Genomic DNA, 16,588 nt, shown 5'->3' on the forward strand with positions numbered 1-16,588 from the left:
CCTGGGCCCAAGTCGCGCTCGCTGGTAATCCGCTGGTACAAAGAAAATGCAAAAAGCAAACCAAGGCTCCGAAAAGAAGCGGAATTTCCGGATTAAGACCTGTATTTGCGCGAAAAATGCCTACAAAGTCCTGAGATCACGCTTTTTGTGAACCAAAATGGGCTGAGTTGCTCAGGTGCAGGCAGATGCGTGCACCAATATAGAGCATAGAGGAAGGATTACTGCGGCGAGCACAAATGCGTGGTGGCACGGATCAGTGCCACGGATTGCTGCGGGTCTCGGGCTCGTTGCGCGATGGCCTGGGCAAGGGTTGCCGGGCAGTGGGCCGGGCGGTTGCGATCAAACTCGGCCAACTGGCTGAGCAGGGTGCGCTGCAGGCGATCCAGCTGCGGGCGCAACTGGCTGCCCAGATCGACCCGCGGGGTTTGCGGTGCGCTGCCGACGGCATGCCAGCGCGACAGCGCGCTGTACTGCAGCAGCTTGTTGGCTTCGATCTGGTCGGCGAAGAACAGCGCTGCCCGTTGCCCGTCGACACCAAAGCGCAGGGCCTGGGACTGGGCATTGGCAATCACCTGCTGCTCGCGTTCAGGCGCTTCTACTGGCTGGCCCGAGTCCCATTTGTTCAGGGCAACCGCGTGGGCGATGTGCAGGCGCTGGTCGATGCTGTCGAGCAAGGCGGTGAGTGGTGTGGTGGCTGGCGCGGGCTGGGAAAGCGGCACACCCTGGCTGCCGGCATAAAAAACAATCAGTTCGGCCGCTTGCGCGCCTGTACGCCCGCGATGCACGCCATCGACGATCTCGGCGAGGGCGTCTCCGGCCTTGATGCTTACCTGTTTGTTGCTGTCGCGGGTTTCCACCAGCAGTTCACCTGCAAGCAGGTAGCCGGCGTTGGGCAGCGGATGGCTGTGCCAGTCGAGGGTTGTTTCAGGCGGAATGTGGATTTTAACCAGGGTCAGTTCCGCTGGCCCGTCGGGGTAGCGCGGGTAGGGGCTGCCGTCCCAGGCGGTGTTAGTGCGTAGCAGCACCTGTGATTCGAGCGGTGCTGGCGGGGTACTGCAGCCTGTCAGCAAGGCAAGCAGGGTGAGTGTGATCGGGGTGCGGGTCATGATGGGCTCGGGCGTGGATTGCTGAGCCAGCATGGTCGAGGTCAGGAGGCTGACCTATCGGGAACATCTGAAGAATATGTATGAAAAAGGCCTCCCGAAGGAGGCCTTTTTTCAAGCTACGCCGCTTGCGCGAGCGTCACTGGCTTAGCAGCTGTAGTACAGCTCGTATTCCAGTGGGTGTACGAAGGTGCGGACCTTGATTTCTTCTTCGCTTTTCAGCGCGATGTAGGCATCGATGAAGTCGTCGGAGAACACGCCGCCCTTGGTCAGGAACGCACGGCCTTTGTCCAGCTCTTCCAGGGCTTCTTTCAGGCTGCCGCAAACCTGTGGGATCTCTTTCGCCTCTTCAGGCGGCAGGTCGTACAGGTTCTTGTCGGCGGCATCGCCTGGGTGGATCTTGTTCTGGATACCGTCCAGGCCGGCCATCATCAGTGCTGCGAAGCACAGGTACGGGTTGGCAGCCGGGTCCGGGAAGCGCGCTTCGATGCGGCGGGCTTTCGGGCTGGAAACGTACGGGATGCGGATCGAGGCGGAACGGTTGCGCGCCGAGTAGGCCAGCATGACCGGTGCTTCGAAGCCTGGTACCAGACGCTTGTAGGAGTTGGTAGCCGGGTTGGTGAAGCCGTTCAGGGCCTTACCGTGCTTGATGATACCGCCGATGAAGTACAGGGCGGTGTCGGACAGGCCGGCATAGCCTTCGCCGGAGAAGGTGTTCTTGCCATCTTTGGAGATGGACATGTGCACGTGCATGCCCGAGCCGTTGTCGCCGTACAGTGGCTTAGGCATGAAGGTTGCGGTGCGGCCGTAGGCGTCGGCAACGTTGTGCACGCAGTATTTGAGGGTCTGAACTTCGTCAGCCTTCTTCACCAGGGTGTTGAACTGCACGCCGATTTCGTTCTGGCCGGCAGTGGCCACTTCGTGGTGGTGGACTTCGATGACCAGGCCCATTTCTTCCATGGCGTTGCACATGGCAGTACGGATTTCGTGGTCGTGGTCGAACGGTGGTACCGGGAAGTAGCCGCCTTTGACGCCTGGACGGTGGCCTTTGTTGCCGCCTTCGACGTCCTGGTCGGACATCCACGAGCCTTGCTCGGAGTAGATCTTGAACATCGAGCCGGAGATGTCGGACTTGAACTTCACTTCGTCGAAGATGAAGAACTCAGGCTCTGGGCCGACGAACACGGTGTCACCGATACCGGTGGTCTTCAGGTACTCTTCGGCGCGGCGGGCGATGGCGCGTGGGTCGCGGTCGTAGCCTTGCATGGTCGAAGGTTCGATGATGTCGCAGACCAGGATCAGGGTCGGCTCTTCGGTGAACGGGTCGAGCACGGCGGAGGAGTCGTCCGGCATCAGGATCATGTCGGAGGCTTCGATGCCTTTCCAGCCAGCGATGGAGGAACCGTCGAACATCTTGCCGGCTTCGAAGAAATCTTCATCCAGCGCATCACGAGCTGGCATGGTCACGTGGTGCTGAGTGCCTTTGGTGTCAGTGAAGCGCAGATCAATCCATTTAACGTCATGATCTTTGATGAGTTGAACCGACTTCGACATAGTGTCCTCCGGGTGGGGTAGAGCTTGCCTGTGCAGCCCTTTAATTTGGGTGATGCCGGGCGCGAATAGTCGGCCAAGGCAACCTGCCTCACAAGGGAGCAAATTGCATGCCAGTGCCCCGAGTTGGGATTTTTGCCCCAAACCCAAGCGTTTTCGCCAGATTCGCTGAAATCAGCGGTTTTTTCTGCACCCATACGATGCGCTAAACAGCCATGATGCACCATAACGGTGCGAGAAAAACCTTCTGTACAAAAGTTGCTCAAAGCTTGAGCAATTTCCGCTATAATCCGCGCCCCACTTTTTTAGTCGGCACCTCGCGCGCTGTTTTTCATGAAACTAATCGTAAAAGTCTTCCCAGAGATCACCATCAAGAGCCGGCCGGTTCGCAAGCGCTTCATCCGTCAACTGGCCCGCAACATCCGCAACGTGCTCAAGGACCTCGATCCTGCGCTCGCGGTTAACGGTGTCTGGGATAACCTCGAAGTGATCACTCACATCGAGGACGAGAAGGTCCTGCGCGAGATGACCGAGCGTCTGAGCTGCACGCCGGGCATTGCCCATTTCCTGCAGGTCGACGAATACCCGCTGGGTGATTTCGACGACATCGTCGCCAAGTGCAAGCAGCACTTCGGTCACCTGCTGGCGGGCAAGCGCTTCGCCGTACGCTGCAAGCGCGGCGGTCACCACGATTTCACCTCGATGGACGTCGACCGCTACGTCGGCAGCCAGCTGCGCCAGCAGTGCGGCGCCGCCGGTATCGACCTGCGCACGCCTGAAGTCGAGGTGCGCATCGAGGTGCGCGACAAGCGCCTGTACGTCATCCACAACCAGCACAAAGGCATCGGCGGTTACCCGCTGGGCGCGCTGGAGCAGACCCTGGTGCTGATGTCCGGTGGTTTCGACTCCACCGTCGCCGCCTACCAGATGATGCGTCGCGGCCTGATGACCCACTTCTGCTTCTTCAACCTTGGCGGCCGCGCCCACGAGCTGGGGGTGATGGAAGTCGCCCACTTCCTGTGGAAAAAGTACGGCAGCAGCCAGCGCGTGCTGTTCGTCAGCGTGCCGTTCGAAGAAGTGGTCGGCGAGATCCTCGGCAAGGTCGACAACAGCTACATGGGCGTGACCCTCAAGCGCATGATGCTGCGCGCGGCGACCAACATCGCCGACCGCCTGCAGATCGACGCCCTGGTGACCGGTGAAGCCATCTCCCAGGTCTCGAGCCAGACCCTGCCGAACCTTGCGGTGATCGACTCGGCCACCGAGAAGCTGGTGCTGCGCCCGCTGCTGGCCAGCCACAAGCAGGACATCATCGACCAGGCCCAGCAGATCGGCACCGCCGAGTTCGCCAAGCACATGCCTGAATACTGCGGCGTGATTTCGGTGAACCCGACCACTTGCGCCAAGCGTCATCGCCTCGAGCATGAAGAGAAGCAGTTCGACATGGCGGTGCTCGAGCGTGCCCTGGAGCGCGCTCGGCTGATCTCCATCGACCACGTGATCGATGAACTCAGCCAGGATATCCAGATCGAAGAAGTCAGCCAGGCGCTGGCCGGGCAGGTGGTGATCGACATTCGCCACCCTGATGCCCAGGAAGACCAGCCCCTGGAACTGGACGGCATCGAGGTCCAGGCCTTGCCGTTCTACGCCCTTAACAGTCGCTTCAAGGAGCTGGATGCCACGCGCCAGTACCTGCTGTATTGCGACAAGGGAGTAATGAGTCGCCTGCATGCCCATCATCTGCTCAGTGAGGGACATGCCAATGTGCGCGTTTATCGTCCGACATAAGACGCCGGGGCTATATGGCGGGAGCATCCGCCATCGCCCTCCCGACCACCGGGCCGTTTGAGCGCCATTCATTCATATTCGCCGCCTAGACTGGGCGGCAACCCGAATCCTCTGATCGAGATACACACGTGATCGAAAATCTGCGTAACATCGCCATCATCGCCCACGTTGACCATGGTAAAACCACCCTGGTCGACAAACTCCTGCGTCAGTCCGGCACTCTGGAGCGTAACGAGCTCAACGACGAGCGCGTCATGGACTCCAACGACCAGGAAAAAGAGCGCGGTATTACCATTCTGGCGAAAAACACCGCCATCAACTGGAACGGCTACCACATCAACATCGTCGACACCCCCGGCCACGCCGACTTCGGTGGCGAGGTTGAACGTGTAATGTCGATGGTCGACTCCGTACTGCTGCTGGTCGACGCTCAAGACGGCCCTATGCCGCAAACCCGTTTCGTGACCAAGAAGGCTTTCGAAGCCGGCCTGCGTCCAATCGTGGTGATCAACAAGGTCGACCGTCCGGGCGCGCGTCCTGACTGGGTTCTGGACCAGATCTTCGATCTGTTCGACAACCTCGGTGCCACCGACGAACAGCTGGACTTCAAAGTCGTCTACGCCTCGGCCCTGAACGGCATTGCCGGTCTGGACCACACCGAAATGGCCGAAGACATGACCCCGCTGTACCAGTCGATCGTCGACAACGTACCGGCCCCTGCTGTTGACCGTGACGGTCCGTTCCAGATGCAGATCTCGGCACTGGACTACAACAGCTTCCTCGGTGTTATCGGTGTTGGCCGTATCGCTCGCGGTCGCGTCAAGCCGAACACCCCGGTGGTGGCTATCGACGTCGATGGCAAGAAGCGCAACGGTCGTATCCTCAAGCTGATGGGTCACCACGGCCTGCACCGCGTTGACGTCGAAGAAGCCCAGGCTGGCGACATCGTCTGCATCAGCGGTTTCGACGAGCTGTTCATCTCCGACACCCTGTGCTCCCCGGACGCAGTTGAAGCGATGAAGCCGCTGACCGTTGACGAGCCAACCGTTTCGATGACCTTCCAGGTCAACGACTCGCCGTTCTGCGGTAAAGAAGGCAAGTTCGTGACTTCCCGCAACATCAAGGAACGTCTGGACAAAGAGCTGCTGTACAACGTTGCACTGCGCGTTGAAGAAGGCGACTCGGCTGACAAGTTCAAGGTCTCCGGCCGTGGTGAGCTGCACCTCTCGGTTCTGATCGAAACCATGCGTCGCGAAGGCTTCGAAATGGGTGTTGGTCGTCCGGAAGTGATCATCCGTGAAGTCGACGGTGCCAAGCACGAGCCGTTCGAAAACGTCACCATCGACATCCCTGAAGACTCCCAGGGCAAGGTCATGGAAGAAATGGGTCTGCGTAAAGGCGACCTGACCAACATGGTTCCGGATGGCAAGGGCCGTGTACGCCTGGAATACAACATTCCAGCCCGTGGTCTGATCGGTTTCCGTAACCAGTTCCTGACCCTGACCAACGGTGCAGGCATCCTGACCTCGATCTTCGACCGTTACGCTCCGATGAAGTCCGGCCACATGTCCGGCCGTCAGAACGGCGTACTGGTTTCGGTTGAAACCGGCAAGGCCCTGACCTACTCCCTGGAAACCCTGCAGGCGCGCGGCAAGCTGTTCGTCGAGCACGGCCAGGAGATCTACAACGGTCAGATCGTTGGTCTGAACAGCCGTGACAACGACCTGGGCGTCAACCCTACCAAGGGCAAGAAGCTCGACAACATGCGTGCTTCGGGTAAAGACGAAACCATCGCCCTGGTTCCACCTGTTCGCTTCACCCTGGAACAGGCTCTGGAATTCATCCAGGACGACGAGCTGTGCGAAGTGACCCCTAAGTCGATCCGTCTGCGCAAGAAGATCCTCGACGAAGGCGAGCGTACCCGCGCTGCCAAGAAAGCCAAGAACTGAGTCTTAGTTCCGGCTGAATGAAAACGCCCCCGGTCGCAAGGCCGGGGGCGTTTTTTTGTGCGCGGAAAGTGTGAATCAGCCGAAGGACTGTTCGAACGGCGCGGCGCTGGCGCGGATGGCAGCAGCTATGTCCGGTGCTTGTTCCGTCAGCTCCTGATGATGCAGCAGTGTGCCTTCGACGGCTTGCAGGAGTGCCTGGATGCGGCTTTTGGGGTCACTGACACGGCAGCGTTTGGCGAAGTCGAGAATGGCCTTGACGGTTGCTACCTTGGCCAGGCGATTGCGCAGTTGCTCCAGTACATAGCCTTCGGGCAGGTTCATCTGGAAAATCGGATGAAGGTCCCTGGATACGAAGTCGTCGCGGCGAGGGGGCATGGTCATGCTCACCGCAATCGAGGCCGAGGATGAGTCGCTATAGCGAAAGATGTAGTCGCCGTTTGGCTGCTGGTAAATCTTGCCGCTGACGCCTTGAGGCGTTGACACCAGCAGCTCGTCTGCCGCGCTCACCGGAACACGTCCTCAAGCTCATCCAGGGTCGGCAGGGACTTTGCCACGACCTCGACGTCGCAGCCGAGGGCATTCAATGCTCTGCTGTAAAACGAGATAGCGACGGTGCTTGAACCCTGCTCGATCTCACTGAGCTTCTGCCGAGTGATGCCGATACGTTCCGCCAGTTGCACTTTGGTCAGGCCGCGGCGTTTTCTCATCTGCTCGATGCTGTGCCCGATGCGCTGGGAAATTAGCGTGGTCTGCATGTTACGTATCCATAACATTAGCTGGTTAATGTCAGGTAAACATAACATGGTGTCATCGTCAAACGCCCAGCTCGTTTCGGTCGGGCGTTCCGATCAGTGGTCGTCGCTTAGCGCGAGCGCACCGCAGGCTTGGGGATATATGCGCAGTACCCCGGCCGCGGGCCGATCCGCGGATGGTTGCGGCAGGTGTCCGGGCGCTTGTCGTAAATGGTGCACATGCGACTTTTACGGTCCAGGTACAGGCAATCGTCGTTGCTCATCTGCGCCAGGGTGAAAATCCCCGACTTCTGGTTGAAGCGCTGGATGATCCCGTCCTTCTGCAAGCGCTTGGCAATGTTCTTCGGCGGCTCGCCCACCTCGAACTCATCCACCACGCCCATGCGGATCAGGTCTTTGATTTTCACTTCCGTCGGCAAGGTGCAGCAGGTCGAGTTGCAGCCTCCGCACATATGGCTTTGGTACTTCTGCCAGGTTTCCAGTCGGTCGACTTCGGCGGCGGCAATCAGGGTCGGTTTCATCGGGCTCAGGCTAGAAGAGTCTTGTGGGCGCGCGATGATACCGGAGTTGATCAAATTGTGAACAACCATTTGCCGCTTTATTCCGGGTTTGTTTGCCGCTGGCCGCAAGAAAGTCGCGAACCAGAGCTTCCCCTCTGTGTCGAACGGTCTAGGCTGAGAAATCTCCATCCGCATTCGTCAACTTGCCCGAGGACGTCGCATGTCTCAGGAACCACTCGCTCGTGACGCAGAGGTGGCCGCTTTTCGCACCGCTGTGCTGGATAAATTGACCTACGCGGTCGGCAAGGACCCGGAGCATGCCTTCGATCACGACTGGTTCGAAGCCATTGCCCTGGCTGCCCGCGATCACATGGTCGACCACTGGATGGACCATACCCGGCAGATCTACCGCAAGAGCCAGAAGCGGGTGTATTACCTGTCGCTGGAGTTCCTGATCGGTCGTCTGCTGTACGACAGCCTGAGCAATCTCGGCCTGCTCGATGTTGCCCGTGAAGCGCTGGACGGGCTTAACGTCGACCTTGAGCGCATTCGCCTGCTGGAGCCCGATGCGGCGCTGGGTAATGGCGGCCTGGGGCGTCTGGCGGCGTGTTTCATGGAGAGCATGTCGACCCTTGGCATCGCCGCCCACGGTTACGGCATTCGTTACGAGCACGGCCTGTTCCGCCAGGCGGTAGTCGATGGCTGGCAGCAGGAGCAGACCGAGAACTGGCTGGATTTCGGCAACCCCTGGGAGTTCGAGCGGGCCGAGGTGATCTACCCGATCAGCTTTGGTGGCAGTGTCGAGACCGTGCACGACGCCAGTGGCCAGCAGCGCCAGGTGTGGTGGCCGGCCGAGACGGTGCGTGCGGTGGCCTACGACACGCCGGTGGTCGGCTGGCGCGGTGCCAGCGTCAACACCTTGCGCCTGTGGCGGGCGCGGGCATTGGAAGAACTACACCTGGAGCGCTTCAATGCCGGCGATCACCTTGGCGCTGTCGCCGAAGTGGCGCGCGCCGAAAGTATCTCGCGGGTGCTGTACCCGGCCGACAGTACCGAGGCCGGCCAGGAGCTGCGCCTGCGGCAGGAGTACTTCTTTGTTTCCGCCTCGCTGCAGGACCTGCTGCGCCGGCACCTGAACATGCATGACAGCCTGCTCAACCTGCCGCAGCAGGCGGCGATCCAGCTCAACGACACCCACCCCTCGATCGCGGTCGCCGAGCTGATGCGCCTGCTGGTCGACCAGCACGAAGTGCCCTGGGACACCGCCTGGCAGCTGACCGTCGAGACCCTGGCCTACACCAACCATACTTTGCTGCCCGAAGCCCTGGAAACCTGGCCGGTGGGTTTGATGGAGCGCATGCTGCCGCGGCACATGCAGATCATCTACCTGATCAACGCCTTTCATATCGACGCCCTGCGCGCCAAGGGCATCCACGATTTCGACGTGCTGCGCGCGGTGTCGCTGATCGAGGAAGACAACGGCCGCCGGGTGCGCATGGGCAACCTGGCGTTCCTCGGTTCGCACAGTGTCAACGGCGTATCGGCGCTGCACACAAAGCTGATGCGCAGCACGGTGTTTGCCGAACTGCACAAGCTCTACCCCGAGCGAATCAACAACAAGACCAACGGCATCACCTTCCGGCGCTGGCTGTTCCAGGCCAACCCGCAACTGACCGGCATGCTGGTCGAGGCCCTCGGCGCCGACCTGCTCGATGACCCGCAGGGACGCCTGCGCGACCTTGAGCCGTTTGCCGACAAGGCGTCGTTCTGCAAGCAGTTCGCCGCCCAGCGCCTGCACAGCAAAAAGGCCCTGGCCAGCCTGGTCCAGGAGCGCCTGGGCATTACCCTCAACCCCGAGGCGATGTTCGATGTGCAGGTCAAGCGCATCCATGAGTACAAACGCCAGTTGCTCAACCTGCTGCACACCGTGGCCCTGTACCAGGCCATCCGCGCCGAACCTGGCAGCGGCTGGGCGCCGCGGGTGAAGATCTTCGCCGGCAAGGCCGCCGCCAGCTATCACCAGGCCAAGCTGATCATCAAACTGAGCAACGACATCGCCAAGGTGGTCAACAACGACCCGACCGTGCGCGGCTTGCTCAAGGTGGTGTTCCTGCCCAACTACAACGTCAGCCTGGCCGAGAGCATCATTCCGGCGGCCGATCTGTCTGAGCAGATTTCTACCGCCGGCTACGAGGCGTCGGGCACCAGCAACATGAAATTCGGCCTCAATGGCGCGCTGACCATCGGCACCCTGGACGGCGCCAATGTCGAAATGTGCGAGCAGGTCGGTGCCGAGAACATGTTCATCTTCGGCCTGACCTCCCAGCAGGTGGAGGCGCGCAAGCGCAGCGGCGACTTTGGCGCCAGTGCCGCGATCGGTGCCTCCCATCGGCTCAACGACGTGCTCCAGGCCATTCGTGGCGGGGTGTTTTCACCGGATGACCCGGCCCGTTATGTCGGGTTGGTCGACTCGCTGGTGGCTTATGACCGCTTCCTGGTGTGCGCCGATTTCGATGCCTACTGGGAAGCGCAATTGCGCGTCGAAGCGCTCTGGCGCGAGCCCAGGCAGTGGTGGCGCATGGCAGTGCTCAACAGCGCGCGCATGGGCTGGTTCTCTTCGGACCGGACCATCCGCGAGTACGCCACGGATATCTGGAAAGCCCTCGACTAAGCTGCAAAGGCCGGCCCGGGAGCGCTGAACTCTCGGGCCGATGTGCCGTCTGATCGGCCAAGCGTGTCTGATTGCTCGCTAGCGCTTCACTCTCCCTGTAAACTGCGTGGGTTTTTATTACCCCCTTCCTTCGGAGCCTTACATGTCCCGCGTTACCCTGAGTCGCTATTTGATTGAGCAGACCCGCAGCAACAGTACCCCTGCCGATCTGCGCTTCCTGATCGAAGTGGTGGCGCGTGCGTGCAAGGAAATCAGCCACAACGTCTCCAAAGGCGCGCTGGGCGGTGTCCTGGGCAGCATGGGCACCGAGAACGTGCAGGGCGAAGTCCAGAAGAAACTCGACGTGATCTCCAACGACATCCTCCTCGAAGCCAACGAGTGGGGCGGTCACCTGGCCGGCATGGCTTCCGAAGAGATGGACAACGCCTACCAGATCCCGGGCAAATACCCGAAAGGCGCCTACCTGCTGGTCTTCGACCCGCTGGACGGTTCGTCGAACATCGACGTCAACGTCTCGGTCGGCACCATCTTCTCGGTACTGCGCTGCCCGAACGAATACCTGAGCCAGAACGAGAGCCTCAACGAGCAGGCCTTCCTGCAGCCAGGCACCAAGCAGGTTGCCGCCGGTTACGCGATCTACGGCCCGCAAACCATGCTGATCCTGACCCTGGGCAACGGCGTCAAGGGCTTCACCCTGGACCGCGAACTGGGCAGTTTCGTACTGACCCACGAGAACATCCAGGTGCCGGAAACCACCGCCGAATTCGCCATCAACATGTCCAACCAGCGCCACTGGGAAGAGCCGGTGACCCGCTACGTGGGCGAGCTGCTGGCCGGTGAAACCGGTCCGCTGAAAAAGAACTACAACATGCGCTGGATCGCCTCGATGGTTGCCGATGTGCACCGCATCCTGACCCGTGGCGGCCTGTTCATGTACCCGCGCGACGCCCGCGAACCGTCCAAGCCGGGCAAGCTGCGCCTGATGTACGAAGCCAACCCGATGTCCTTCATCATCGAACAGGCCGGCGGTGCTTCCACCGACGGTCGCCAGCGCATCCTCGACATCCAGCCAGAGAGCCTGCACCAGCGAGTGGCAGTGTTCCTCGGCTCCAAGCAGGAAGTCGAGCGCGTTACCGGTTATCACAAGGAGTAAATCATGCTCGCACCTTGGCAGCCTTTGCTGGAGTGGTGGTATGGCTGGGGCACCAGCCCCCAGGATGTGGCTGACGAGAAGAGCACCTTGTGGTTCGGCAAGCACCACGACGACGAAGCGCGTGAGCGCTTCGGCGAGCTGGTCGAGCAAGCGCTGGCTGGCGGCCTCGATGAGTGGCTGCAAAGCCCGCAGGGCTGGCTTGGCCTGGTGTTGCTGCTCGACCAGTTGCCGCGCATGATCCACCGCGACACGCCGCGCGCCTTCGATGGCGACCGACGTGCCCAGGTGCTGGTGATGCAGGGGCTGGACAAGGCCTGGGATTACCAGTTGCTGCCGATCCAGCGGGTGTTCATCCTGTTGGTGCTGGAGCATGCCGAGGTACTGGACTGGCAGAACATCAGCGTCGAGCGTTACCAGTTGCTGCTCGATGCCCAGCCGGATGCCGATCGGCGCTTGTTCGAAGGGTTCCTTGACTACGCCGAGCAGCACCAGCGGGTGATTGCCCGCTTTGGCCGCTTCCCGCATCGCAATCTGTTGCTGAATCGGCCGAGTACCGATGAAGAGATGGATTTTCTGCTGGAGCCAGGCTCGAGGTTTTGAGTTGAATTCATCGCTGGCAAGCCAGCTCCCACAGAGATTTGCATTGCCTGTGGGAGCGGCGGTGCGACGACTCGACTTGCCCCGCGATCAGCTTCACGTCAGATCCTGAAACTCCCCACCAGCTGCTTCAAACGATTGGCCTGATTCTCCAGGTCATTGCAGGCGCGCAAGGTTGCCTGCAGGTTCTCTACCCCTTCCTGATTCAGCGTATTGATTTCGGTGATGTCGACATTGATCGACTCGACCACGGCCGTCTGCTCTTCGGTGGCGGTGGCTACCGACTGGTTCATGCCGTCGATCTCGCCGATACGCAGGGTTACGCTGCCCAGCCGCTCGCCGGCCTGGTTGGCGATGCCGACGCTGTGCTGGCTGTGGCTCTGGCTTTCGGTCATGGTGCTGACCGCCACCTGAGCACCAGCCTGCAGCTCTTCGATGATGCGCTTAACCTGCTGCGCCGAATCCTGGGTGCGGTGGGCGAGGTTGCGGACTTCGTCGGCCACCACGGCAAAGCCGCGTCCGGCCTCGCCGGCACGGGCCGCTTCGATGGCGGCGTTGAGCGCCAGCAGGTTGGTCTGCTGGGAAATGCCGCTGATCACCTCGAGAATCTGGCCGATGTTCACCGTGTTGGCATTGAGCGTCTCGATGTTGCCGCACGAGTCGCTGATTTTCGCCGACAGTTGGTTCATCACTTCGATGGTCTGCTCGACCACCTGCTGGCCCTGCGCTGCCAGGTTGCGCGCGTCGCTGGAATGTTGCGAGGCGAGGGCGGCGTTCTGGGCGATTTCCTGGGCAGCGGCGCCGAGCTGGTTGATCGCCGCAGCGACGCTGCTGGTGCGGCTCGACTGCTGGTCGGCATTGTGGATCGAGGCGTTCGAGGCACTGACCACGCGCAGCGCCACTTCGTTGACCTGGCCGGTGGCCGAGGCCACTTCGCGGATCGACTCGTGAATACGCTCGACAAAACGGTTGAACGATTGGCCGAGGCTACCGAATTCGTCCTGGCCATGAATGCGCAGGCGCCGGGTCAGGTCGCCTTCGCCTTCGGCGATGTCGTGCATGGCCCGGCCCATCACGTGCAGCGGCTCCATCAGCACACGAATCAGCACGCCGAGCAGGGCGATGATGATCAGCACGGCAATCACCGTGGCCACCACTGCAGAAGTGCGCAGTTCGCTGAGCATGGCGAAGGCGAAATCCTGGTCGAGCTCCAGCGCCACGTACCAGTCCGCCGACGCCACGCCGTTGACCTTGGTGAAGGTGATGAACTGCTTGTGGCCGTTGAGCTCGGCTTCTTTCAGGCCGCTGCCGACCTGCGGGGTGTCTTGCGGGTAGGCGTCGCTGAGGTCCTTCAGCACCAGGTCGGCTTTCGGGTGGACGAGGATCTTGCCCGCGCCGTTGACGATGAAGGCCTGGCCGTGGCCGTCGAAGTTCAGCGCGTTGATGATCGCGCTGATGCTATCCAGATCGGTGTCGACGCCGTTGACGCCGATCAGCCGGCCCTGGTGCTGCACCGGGGTGGCCAGGGTGATCACCAGCTTGTTGGCCGAAGCGGAAATGTACGGCTCGGTAATGATGGTCTGGCCGGCGCTGGTGGCGGCCTTGTACCAGCCGCGCACCCGCGGGTCGTAGTCGGCTGCGCGATTGCCCAGCGGCACCGACTGCATGTAGCCGTCCTGGCCACCGAAGTAGGTCAGCAAAAAATTGCTGCCGTACACCGGCAAGCTCAGGCTGCGGGTCAGGCTGTCCTTGCTGGCGCCATCGATGGCGACTTGCTGGGACAGCGACTGCAGCAGCTGCATGCGGCTTTGCAGCCAGGTCTGGATATTGCTGCTGGTCAGGCTGCCGAGCTCCTGCATCGAGGCTTCGGTGTTGCTGCGCAGGGTCTGGCGCTGGCGGTAATCGTTGAACAGGATGAAACAGGTGAAGGCGACAGCGACCACCAGGGCGGCGGCGAGCAGAATCTTGTGGCTGAACTTCAGGTTTTTTGTCATTGCGAGGTCTGTCTGCACAAGGCGGGTCAACGGGTGGGGCGCGGCAATCGGTCGCAGCGCCTTCCTGTGTCGTCCGTTATGGGCAAAAGATTAATCGCAGAACTCACCAGTCGACCAATGGCGGGGCTTTGACGCCAACAAAACCTGGGCGCTCGGGAACCGGATGAGCTTTTTCCCTTCTAAGCTGTCGGTAGGCCACCGCGCCTGCACCCTCATGTCCAGGAGTGACCCTTCATGTCGTTGCGTTCCCTCGCCCTGCTGTCCTTGTGCGTGTTCCTCACTGCGTGCAACAAGATCAACCAGGAAAACTATTCACAGCTCAAGTCCGGGATGGCCAAGGCCGAGGTCGAAAAACTGCTCGGCGCGCCGACCGATTGCTCGGGCGCCCTGGGCATGTCCAGCTGCACCTGGGGCGACCAGAAGACCTTTATCAGTGTCCAGTACGCCGGTGACAAAGTGCTGATGTATTCCGGGCAGGGCCTCAAATGAAGCGGTTGCATCTGCTGCTGGCGCTGTGCGCCGGGTTGATCCTCGGCGGCTGTGCCAGCACCGGCGCAGGCTCGCTGGAGCCCAAGACTGCCGGCAGCGTCGACCTCAAGCGCTACCAGGGCAAGTGGTATGAACTGGCGCGGCTGCCGATGTTCTTCCAGCGCGACTGCGCCCAGTCCGAGGCTCATTACAACCTCAAGCCGGACGGTAATGTCGGGGTGCTCAACCGCTGTCAGACCCTGCAAGGTGAATGGCAGGAGGCCAGCGGCACGGCCACTGCGCAGGTGCCGGGCAAGACCGACAAGCTCTGGGTGGAGTTCGACAACTGGTTCTCGACCTTGCTGCCTGGGGTCGCCAAGGGCAACTACTGGATCCTTTACGTCGACGACAAGTACCAGACCGCGCTGGTCGGCAATCCGGATCGCAAGTACCTGTGGATACTTTCGCGCACCCCGACCATTCCGGCGTTGCAGCGCGAAAGCCTGCTGGCCAAGGCGCGCCAGCAAGGCTACGACACCCAGCGGCTGATCTGGCGGGTAACGGACAAGGACATGGCGGCGCACAAGCCTTGATACCCAAATCGCTGGCAAGCCAACTCCGACAGTGTAGGAGCGGGCTCGCCCCGCGATGGCGTAATCAGCCCAACAGGCTGCGCAGCACCCCGGCAAATTCCCGTGCGCTGTCTTCTTCCTGGGCATGGCGACCCTGGCGCACGACCCACTGGCCGTTGACCATCACATCGCGCACCTGACGGTCACCGCCGGCAAACAGCCAGCGGTTGAGAATGCCGTCTTCACTGGCTGTCGCCAGGTACGGGTCGTTGCCATCGAGCACCAGCCAGTCCGCGCGCTTGCCCACCGCCAGTTCGCCAATCGGCTGGCCCATGGCCTGGGCGCCGCCACTCAGGGCGGCGTCGTACAGGGTGCGCCCGACCATCGGCTGATCGCCGCGGTACAGGCGGTTACGGCGCTGGTCACGCAAACGCTGGCCATATTCCAGCCAGCGCAATTCCTCTACCACGCTCAATGACACATGGCTGTCCGAACCAATCCCCAGGCGCCCGCCGCAGGCCAGGTAATCCACGGCCGGGAAGATGCCGTCGCCCAGGTTCGCCTCGGTGGTCAGGCACAAGCCGGCGACCGCGCCGCTGCGGGCCATCAACTCGACTTCGTCGGGCTCGGCATGGGTGGCGTGCACCAGGCACCAGCGCTGATTTACTTCGGTGTTCTCGTAGAGCCACTGCAACGGCCGGCGCCCGCTCCAGGCCAGGCAGTCGTCAACTTCTTTCTGTTGCTCGGCGATATGGATGTGCACCGGACAGGCCTTGTCGCTGGCAGCCATGACCTCGGCGATCTGCTCCGGAGTCACCGCGCGCAACGAATGGAAACACAGGCCCAGGGCCTGCGCCGGCTGCTCGGCGAGCAGCGGTGCCAGGCGTGCCTGCAGGTTCAGGTACTGTTCGGTGCTGTTGATAAAGCGCCGCTGGCCTTCGTTCGGTGCTTGCCCGCCAAAGCCGGAGTGGCTGTACAGCACCGGCAGCAGGGTCAGGCCGATGCCGCTGGCGCGCGCCGCAGCGCTGATGCGCAGCGACAGCTCCGCCGGGTCGGCGTAGGCCTGGCCCTGGGTGTCGTGGTGAACGTAGTGGAATTCGGCGACCGAGGTATAGCCGGCCTTGAGCATCTCGATGTACAGCTGGCGGGCAATGACCTGCAGCTTCTCAGGGCTGATCTTGCCGACCAGGCGATACATCAGCTCGCGCCAGGTCCAGAAGCTGTCATCGGGGTTGCCGGCCACTTCCGCAAGCCCAGCCATGGCGCGCTGGAAGGCGTGCGAGTGCAGGTTGGGCATGCCCGGCAGCAGCGGGCCGGCCAGGTGCTCGGCGCCTTCGGCCGAGGCGTTGGCCTCGATGCGGGTCAGCAGGCCGTCGGCGCCGACCTCGATTCGGACGTTTTCGGCCCAGCCTGTAGGCAGCAAAGCACGTTCGGCAAAGAAGACGGACATCGGCACGGCACCTCATTGTGATTATTTGTATATACATATA

14 protein-coding genes are annotated in these 16,588 nt (G+C 61.4%); 7 read left to right on the plus strand and 7 right to left on the minus strand.

Features of this window, described 5'->3' with window-relative positions; translation table 11 throughout:
- Window positions 1-218 precede the first annotated feature (218 nt).
- Both ACZ9A3_RS25585 and glnA read right to left on the minus strand, forming a co-directional pair.
- Entirely contained in the window at window positions 219-1,106 is an 888-nt protein-coding gene (locus tag ACZ9A3_RS25585) for a chorismate mutase (protein ID WP_093377049.1), read from the minus strand.
- Window positions 1,107-1,250: 144 nt separating this feature from the next.
- Window positions 1,251-2,657, minus strand: coding sequence for a glutamate--ammonia ligase (glnA, locus tag ACZ9A3_RS25590; RefSeq protein ID WP_038997584.1), 1,407 nt, complete (start codon window positions 2,655-2,657; stop codon window positions 1,251-1,253).
- A gap of 330 nt (window positions 2,658-2,987) precedes the next feature.
- Here glnA and thiI point away from each other — a divergent pair, with 330 nt between their 5' ends.
- Both thiI and typA read left to right on the plus strand, forming a co-directional pair.
- Window positions 2,988-4,442, plus strand: coding sequence for a tRNA uracil 4-sulfurtransferase ThiI (gene thiI / locus ACZ9A3_RS25595; RefSeq protein WP_093377039.1), 1,455 nt, complete (start codon window positions 2,988-2,990; stop codon window positions 4,440-4,442).
- Between the two features lie 128 nt (window positions 4,443-4,570).
- On the plus strand, window positions 4,571-6,391 hold the full coding sequence (typA, locus tag ACZ9A3_RS25600) for a translational GTPase TypA (protein ID WP_045193901.1): 1,821 nt from the start codon (window positions 4,571-4,573) through the stop codon (window positions 6,389-6,391).
- 75 nt (window positions 6,392-6,466) lie between these two features.
- Here the strand turns inward: typA and ACZ9A3_RS25605 are convergent, their stop codons facing one another.
- From ACZ9A3_RS25605 to ACZ9A3_RS25615, 3 genes are all read right to left on the minus strand, one after another.
- Entirely contained in the window at window positions 6,467-6,898 is a 432-nt protein-coding gene (locus ACZ9A3_RS25605; protein WP_476253254.1) for a HipA N-terminal domain-containing protein, read from the minus strand.
- A complete protein-coding gene (locus tag ACZ9A3_RS25610; protein WP_123564854.1) occupies window positions 6,895-7,146 on the minus strand; it encodes a helix-turn-helix transcriptional regulator in 252 nt (83 codons plus the stop codon). The genes ACZ9A3_RS25605 and ACZ9A3_RS25610 overlap by 4 nt, the downstream gene beginning before the upstream one ends.
- Window positions 7,147-7,253: 107 nt before the next feature.
- Complete coding sequence (locus ACZ9A3_RS25615) at window positions 7,254-7,664, minus strand: YkgJ family cysteine cluster protein (RefSeq protein ID WP_230090916.1); 411 nt, start codon at window positions 7,662-7,664, stop codon at window positions 7,254-7,256.
- A 199-nt stretch (window positions 7,665-7,863) separates the two neighbouring features.
- On the opposite strand from ACZ9A3_RS25615, the gene ACZ9A3_RS25620 reads away from it, so the two are divergent.
- The 3 genes from ACZ9A3_RS25620 to ACZ9A3_RS25630 all read left to right on the plus strand — a co-directional run bounded on the left by ACZ9A3_RS25620 (window position 7,864) and on the right by ACZ9A3_RS25630 (window position 12,067).
- On the plus strand, window positions 7,864-10,314 hold the full coding sequence (locus ACZ9A3_RS25620; RefSeq protein WP_045193899.1) for a glycogen/starch/alpha-glucan phosphorylase: 2,451 nt from the start codon (window positions 7,864-7,866) through the stop codon (window positions 10,312-10,314).
- 142 nt (window positions 10,315-10,456) lie between these two features.
- Window positions 10,457-11,467, plus strand: a complete 1,011-nt coding sequence (locus tag ACZ9A3_RS25625) for a class 1 fructose-bisphosphatase (protein WP_045193898.1) — start codon at window positions 10,457-10,459, stop codon at window positions 11,465-11,467.
- A 3-nt stretch (window positions 11,468-11,470) separates the two neighbouring features.
- A complete protein-coding gene (locus ACZ9A3_RS25630; protein ID WP_476253255.1) occupies window positions 11,471-12,067 on the plus strand; it encodes a DUF924 family protein in 597 nt (198 codons plus the stop codon).
- 98 nt (window positions 12,068-12,165) lie between these two features.
- Here ACZ9A3_RS25630 and ACZ9A3_RS25635 read toward each other — a convergent pair whose 3' ends face one another.
- A complete protein-coding gene (locus ACZ9A3_RS25635) occupies window positions 12,166-14,058 on the minus strand; it encodes a methyl-accepting chemotaxis protein (protein ID WP_476253256.1) in 1,893 nt (630 codons plus the stop codon).
- Between the two features lie 234 nt (window positions 14,059-14,292).
- Between ACZ9A3_RS25635 and ACZ9A3_RS25640 the strand changes: the two genes are divergently transcribed.
- Together ACZ9A3_RS25640 and ACZ9A3_RS25645 are read left to right on the plus strand one after the other, a co-directional pair.
- On the plus strand, window positions 14,293-14,547 hold the full coding sequence (locus tag ACZ9A3_RS25640) for an outer membrane protein assembly factor BamE (RefSeq protein ID WP_213602683.1): 255 nt from the start codon (window positions 14,293-14,295) through the stop codon (window positions 14,545-14,547).
- Entirely contained in the window at window positions 14,544-15,119 is a 576-nt protein-coding gene (locus ACZ9A3_RS25645) for a lipocalin family protein (protein WP_045193896.1), read from the plus strand. The genes ACZ9A3_RS25640 and ACZ9A3_RS25645 overlap by 4 nt, the downstream gene beginning before the upstream one ends.
- A gap of 64 nt (window positions 15,120-15,183) precedes the next feature.
- Here the strand turns inward: ACZ9A3_RS25645 and ACZ9A3_RS25650 are convergent, their stop codons facing one another.
- The gene (locus ACZ9A3_RS25650) at window positions 15,184-16,548 is read right to left on the minus strand and encodes a formimidoylglutamate deiminase (RefSeq protein WP_476253257.1); all 1,365 of its coding nucleotides are present in this window, start codon (window positions 16,546-16,548) and stop codon (window positions 15,184-15,186) included.
- Window positions 16,549-16,588 lie beyond the last annotated feature (40 nt).

It is taken from the genome of Pseudomonas sp. TE4620, assembly GCF_056279045.1.